The 5,008-nt window shown below is 71.8% G+C and carries 7 protein-coding genes, 1 tRNA gene and 1 pseudogene; 5 read left to right on the top strand and 4 right to left on the bottom strand.

What is annotated here, in order from left to right; translation table 11 throughout:
• On the bottom strand, positions 1-349 hold a 349-nt coding region (locus EYA84_RS26230; protein WP_131056309.1), incomplete at its 3' end, for a GntR family transcriptional regulator.
• 58 nt (positions 350-407) lie between these two features.
• Between EYA84_RS26230 and EYA84_RS26225 the strand changes: the two genes are divergently transcribed.
• Together EYA84_RS26225 and EYA84_RS26220 are read left to right on the top strand one after the other, a co-directional pair.
• Positions 408-1,019, top strand: a complete 612-nt coding sequence (locus EYA84_RS26225) for a LysE family translocator (protein ID WP_131056307.1) — start codon at positions 408-410, stop codon at positions 1,017-1,019.
• Between the two features lie 11 nt (positions 1,020-1,030).
• Positions 1,031-1,729, top strand: coding sequence for a B3/4 domain-containing protein (locus EYA84_RS26220; RefSeq protein ID WP_131056305.1), 699 nt, complete (start codon positions 1,031-1,033; stop codon positions 1,727-1,729).
• 257 nt (positions 1,730-1,986) lie between these two features.
• Here EYA84_RS26220 and EYA84_RS26215 read toward each other — a convergent pair whose 3' ends face one another.
• On the bottom strand, positions 1,987-2,436 hold the full coding sequence (locus EYA84_RS26215) for an ArsI/CadI family heavy metal resistance metalloenzyme (protein ID WP_131056303.1): 450 nt from the start codon (positions 2,434-2,436) through the stop codon (positions 1,987-1,989).
• 110 nt (positions 2,437-2,546) lie between these two features.
• On the opposite strand from EYA84_RS26215, the gene EYA84_RS26210 reads away from it, so the two are divergent.
• From EYA84_RS26210 to EYA84_RS26200, 3 genes are read left to right on the top strand one after another with little or no spacing between them, the layout of a single operon-like run.
• Positions 2,547-2,915, top strand: a complete 369-nt coding sequence (locus EYA84_RS26210; RefSeq protein ID WP_131056301.1) for a metalloregulator ArsR/SmtB family transcription factor — start codon at positions 2,547-2,549, stop codon at positions 2,913-2,915.
• The gene (locus EYA84_RS26205; RefSeq protein ID WP_131056299.1) at positions 2,912-3,649 is read left to right on the top strand and encodes an aquaporin; all 738 of its coding nucleotides are present in this window, start codon (positions 2,912-2,914) and stop codon (positions 3,647-3,649) included. The genes EYA84_RS26210 and EYA84_RS26205 overlap by 4 nt, the downstream gene beginning before the upstream one ends.
• Complete coding sequence (locus EYA84_RS26200) at positions 3,646-4,053, top strand: arsenate reductase ArsC (RefSeq protein ID WP_131056297.1); 408 nt, start codon at positions 3,646-3,648, stop codon at positions 4,051-4,053. The genes EYA84_RS26205 and EYA84_RS26200 overlap by 4 nt, the downstream gene beginning before the upstream one ends.
• Positions 4,054-4,453: 400 nt before the next feature.
• On the opposite strand, the gene EYA84_RS26195 is transcribed toward EYA84_RS26200, so the two are convergent.
• Together EYA84_RS26195 and EYA84_RS26190 are read right to left on the bottom strand one after the other, a co-directional pair.
• Positions 4,454-4,530, bottom strand: a tRNA-Ala gene (locus EYA84_RS26195).
• A gap of 272 nt (positions 4,531-4,802) precedes the next feature.
• A pseudogene (locus EYA84_RS26190) lies at positions 4,803-5,008 on the bottom strand (hypothetical protein); the annotation flags it as partial.

Genomic DNA, 5,008 nt, shown 5'->3' with positions numbered 1-5,008 from the left:
CCGCGACTCCGGTGGCGACCACCACGGTCCCGGCACGGCCCCGGCCGGCGAGGTGCCCGTCCTCCACCAGGCGCTGGTACGCCTCGACCACCACCCCCCGCGACACCCCGAGATCGGCGGCGAGTACCCGGGTGGCGGGCAGCCTGGCGCCGACCGGTACCACCCCGTCGCCGATCGCCCGGCGTAGCCGGTGGGCAAGCCAGGCCGCCCGCCCACCCGCCGGAGCCTGCCCGATGTCGAGATGCAGGAAGTCCGACCCGGCGTTGACCGGGGGCCCCGCCACCACCGGAGGCGTGACCGTCCTTTCGGTTATGGACCGGTCGGGCGGGGCGGTTTTGGCACTGTCCATCGGACCATTCTGGCGACAGGGTTGCCGGTGTGCCATCACCGGACCAGGGAGCAACCTCGTGACCATCGCGTTCCTGTTGACCACGCTCGTCGTGGTCGTCACCCCGGGCGCCGGGGTGCTGTTCACACTCTCCGCCGGGTTGACCGGTGGGCGCCGGGCCGCCCTGGTCGCCGCGCTGGGCGGCACCCTGGGCACCGTCCCGCACCTGGTGGCGGCCGTGACCGGGCTCGCCGCGCTGCTGCACTCCAGCGCGCTCGCCTTCGACCTGGTCAAGTACCTGGGCGTGGGCTACCTGCTCTGGCTCGCCTTCGCCACGCTGCGGGACCGGGGTGCGATCACCGTGGACGACACCTCCCCCACCCGTCCGGCGGGCAAGGTCATCGTCTCGGCGGTGCTGATGAACCTGCTCAATCCGAAGTTGACGATCTTCTTTGTGGCGTTCCTGCCGCAGTTCGTCCACCCGGAGACGCCGGGAGCCCTCGGCCGGATGCTCGGGCTCGGCGCGGTGTTCACCGCCACCACGCTGGTGGTCTTCGTCGGCTATGGCCTGGGAGCCGCCGCCGTACGCCGACGCGTGCTCGACCGCCCCCGGGTGGCCGACTGGTTGCGCCGGTGCTTCGCCGGGTCGTTCCTGGCGCTGGGCCTGCTGCTGGCCCGCGCCGAGGCGTGAGGAGTCGAGGCGTGTACTTCCAGCACTCTCCCGAGGTCCGGGCCGAGCATCCGCCACTGGTCGCCGGCGTGCTGTACGCCGAGGGCGTCTCCGGTGAGCCGCGAGCCGAACTGCCGCTGGCCGACCTGCTGGCGCAGGCCCGGCAGCGGCTCGCCGCCGGCAGCGAAGCGGGTCTTGCGGAGATCCAGGCGTGGCGTCGGGCATTCGCCCGGATGGGGCTGGCGCCGACCAGGTACCGCTGTGCGTCGGAGTCCCTGCTGCGGCGGCTGCGTACCACCGGTGACCTGCCCCGGGTGCACCCGCTCGTCGACCTCGGCAACGCCGTCTCGGCCGCGTACGCGATCCCGGTCGGAATCCTCGACGTCGATCGCGTCGGCGGTGGCATCGAGGTTCGGCACGCCCGGGGCGACGAGCGCTACCTGACCTTGGGCGGGGCCGAGGAGCGGCCCGACCCCGGTGAGGTGATCTTCGCCGACCCGCACGGACGGGCCCACGCCCGACGCTGGACCAACAGACAGAGCGGCTGGTCGGCGGTGCGCGAGGAGACCTCCACCGTGCTGGTCGTCGTCGAGGCGATGCACGACTCGGCCGCCACGGACGTACCGCGTCTGCTGGGCACACTCGCCGCCGAACTGGACCGGGCGTGGAAAGTGCCCGCGAGGACTGCCCTGCTGACCTCGACCGCCCCGGATTTCCGGTGCATGACGTGACGCAGCGGGCGGGCGTGGTCGGCCTGATCAGGCGGTCTCGCCCACAGTGGCCGACCAGGTGTGGCAGCAGCGCTCCGGCGGAGACCATCTGCCGGAGGATCACAAGACCATCCGATATCACCCACCGCTGCCACCCCGCCGACCGCCGACCATCCGGTCACCGTGTTTGCCACCGTCCCGCCCGCCGCCCGGCTCGTACTGTCTCGCGAGAGTCCGGGCGTTGCGGGCGGGACGTCTGCCGCTGTGGTCGGGTGCGGTCAGCAGCAGGTGCTGGTGGTGGCGGGCTGCTTGTCGGTGGCGGGGGTGTCGCAGGCGCTCGCGGTGGTCTTCTCCAGGTGGTCGGAGTCGGCCTTGACGGTGTAGACCTCCCAGGGTTCGTCGCCGGGGCCACGCACCCAGACCTTGTCCTGGAGGGCGTAGCAGCATTCGGTGCTGTTCTCCTCCAGGGTGATCAGGCCGGATTCGGTGAGGCGCCGGGTGGCGGCGTTGACCTCTTCGGTGGTGGAGACCTCGACGCCCAGGTGGTCCAGCACGGTCGGCTGGCCGGGCTCGCCCGCCAGGAGCACGAGCTTCAAAGGCGGGTTCTGGACGGCGAAGTTGGCGTAGCCGGGGCGGCGCTTGGCCGGTTCGACACCGAACAGCTTCGCGTAGAAGGCCACGGAGCCTTCGAGGTCGGACACGCGCAGGGCAAGTTGAACGCGGGACATGGGCTCTCTCCTCTCGGCAGGGCCACGATCACCGCGACCCGTCCTGCCTAGATGATTTTCGAATCAGCCCCCACGTTGCCTCTTGTTTTGAAATCTGTCAACCTAGACGCATGTCGAAACAAGCCGTGCCGGTGGTCGACCTGAACGCGGTGGCCTGCTGCGCCCCGATCGCGGCCCGTCCGATGGACGACGACCAGGCGGCGGTGGTCGCCCCGATGTTCAAGGCCCTGGGCGACCCGGTCCGACTCCGGCTGATGTCGATGATCGCCTCGGTGCCGGAGATCTGCGTCTGTGACCTGACCCCGGCGTTCGACCTGTCCGGACCCACCATCTCCCACCATCTGCGGGTGCTGCGGGACGCTGGCCTGGTGGACTCCGAGCGGCGGGGCACCTGGGTCTGGTACCGGGTCCGCCCGGAAGCCTTCCGCCAGCTCGGCGCACTGCTGGACATCCCCACGGCCCCCCGGGTCACCGGGTGAGCCTCGCGCTGACCCGGCGGGCAAGCGCAGAGTTCACCGGCACGGCCCTGCTGGTCACCGCCGTCGTCGGCTCCGGGATCGCCGCCACCCGGCTCTCCCCGACGGATGTGGGCCTCCAGCTCCTGGAGAACGCGGTCGCCACCGCCCTCGCTCTGGGCGCGTTGATCCTGATGTTCGGCCCCGTGTCGGGCGCGCACTTCAATCCGGTCGTCTCGGCCGTCGACTGGTGGCTCGGCCGCCGGTCCGGGACCGGTCTGACTCTCCGGGGCCTGGCCGCCTACGTCTGCGCGCAGGTCACCGGGGCCGTCGCCGGGGCGGTTCTGGCCGCCCTCATGTTCGGGCTCCCGCCGGTCACCTGGCCCCACACCGACCGCACCGGCGGAAATCTGTGGCTGGCCGAGGTGGTCGCCACCGCCGGGTTGGTCCTCCTGGTCTTCGCCCTCGCCCGTTCCGGCCGCACCACCGTGGCCCCGGCCGCCGTCGGCGCCTACATCGGATCGGCCTACTGGTTCACCTCCTCGACCTCCTTCGCCAACCCTGCGGTCACCATCGGCCGGGCCTTCACCGACACCTTCGCGGGCATCGCCCCCGCCTCCGTGCCCGGCTTCGTCGCCGCCCAGCTCGTCGGCGGCCTGGTGGCCGTCGCCGCCCTCGCCGCCTGGTACCCCCACGCCGGGCACGCCGCCGACGCGGTGGTCGTGCCCCACCCCACCCGAGAAAGCGCAGCTCGATGACCGACAAGCCCAGCGTCCTGTTCGTCTGCGTCCACAACGCCGGCCGCTCCCAGATGGCCGCCGCCTGGCTCCGCCACCTCGCCGGGGACACCGTCGAGGTCCGCTCCGCCGGCAGCGCGCCCACCGACCAGATCAATCCCACCGCCGTCGAAGCAATGCGGGAAGTCGGCATCGACATCACCGACCAGACCCCGACCCGACTCACCTGGGACACCGCCGAAACCAGCGACGTCATCGTCACCATGGGCTGCGGCGATGCCTGCCCCGTCTTCCCCGGCAAACGCTACGAAGACTGGAAACTCACCGACCCCGCCGGCCAACCCCTCGACGTCGTCCGCCACGTCCGCGACGACATCAAAACCCACGTCACCGAACTGCTCGCCAGCATCCAGCCGGAGAACTGACACCCCACCCGCACCTCCCGGTCTCCCTGAGGGTGCCCGGGATCGGACTCGGCTTTCGGGTCACGGACCGGCACCCCGCGGACACCGCCACAGCGGCTCGTGGGTGACCCGTCCGTGGCCCCTGAGGACTCGTCCGGGGCCACGAGCCTGCGGCTGACGCCCCGGCTGTCTCCGTTCCTGCTCCATGGCTGCGCCGTGCGTGCCGGGGCGTGACCGGCCGCCCGGCCGCACGCGCGTCCCGGCGTGGTACGGCGGCGGGCCGCAGGGCGCCGCAACATGGTCAGCACGGCGCTTCGGAAGGGTGCGGGGAACCGCTCGGGGTCGGCGCTTCCGGGCTGAGTTGTGCCGGATCTGCGCCAAATGATCAATGGCCAGCGTTTCCGCTGGCCATTGATGTTGCTGGTGGAGCTGAGGGGATTTGAACCCCTGACCCCCTCGATGCGAACGAGGTGCGCTACCAGTCTGCGCCACAGCCCCTCCGCCGTTTTACCGGCTTCGGTCCCACCCGGCTTTCACCAGGCGGGCCGGCGACAAGGCTAACAGGTCGACCGCCTTCGCCGCGAACCGCCCCGCCCGCTCGACGCCCCAAGATCGCCACACCCCGGACACCTGGCTCCTCGGCCCCCACGAGGCAGCAGAATCCCCGATATTGCCGCCTTCACCCACCGCCGAGGCAGCAACAACCGTGAAACTGCTGCCTGGCGACCAGCCTCCACCCTGCACGGGGTGGCGAGCCCTCGGACAGGAGGTCAGGCGCTGTGCGAGCCGCGGCCGGCCTCGTAGGGACGACCGCGCAGGCCACCGGCGCGGCGGTAGGAGACCGAGCCGCCGCTGGCGACCTGCGGCAGGTCGGCGGGGCGATCCAGGCCCATGGCGGAACGCCGGACGGACTCCCGCTGGGCGGCCAGGCGACGCTGGGCCTCCCGGCGAGCGGCGGCGCGGCGTGCCTGTTCGC

Source organism: Verrucosispora sp. SN26_14.1 (genome assembly GCF_004307965.1).
In the GTDB taxonomy this organism is placed as follows: Bacteria; Actinomycetota; Actinomycetes; order Mycobacteriales; family Micromonosporaceae; genus Micromonospora.
Note: the sequence above shows the minus strand (reverse complement) of the source record. Positions and strands in the feature narration are given on the sequence as shown.

Excerpts from the sequence above, each read along its gene's own strand:
- EYA84_RS26215 (WP_131056303.1), bottom strand. The coding sequence starts at position 2,436 with ATGTCCCGCGTTCAACTTGCCCTGCGCGTGTCCGACCTCGAAGGCTCC.
- EYA84_RS26200 (WP_131056297.1), top strand. The coding sequence starts at position 3,646 with ATGACCGACAAGCCCAGCGTCCTGTTCGTCTGCGTCCACAACGCCGGC.
- EYA84_RS26210 (WP_131056301.1), top strand. The coding sequence starts at position 2,547 with ATGTCGAAACAAGCCGTGCCGGTGGTCGACCTGAACGCGGTGGCCTGC.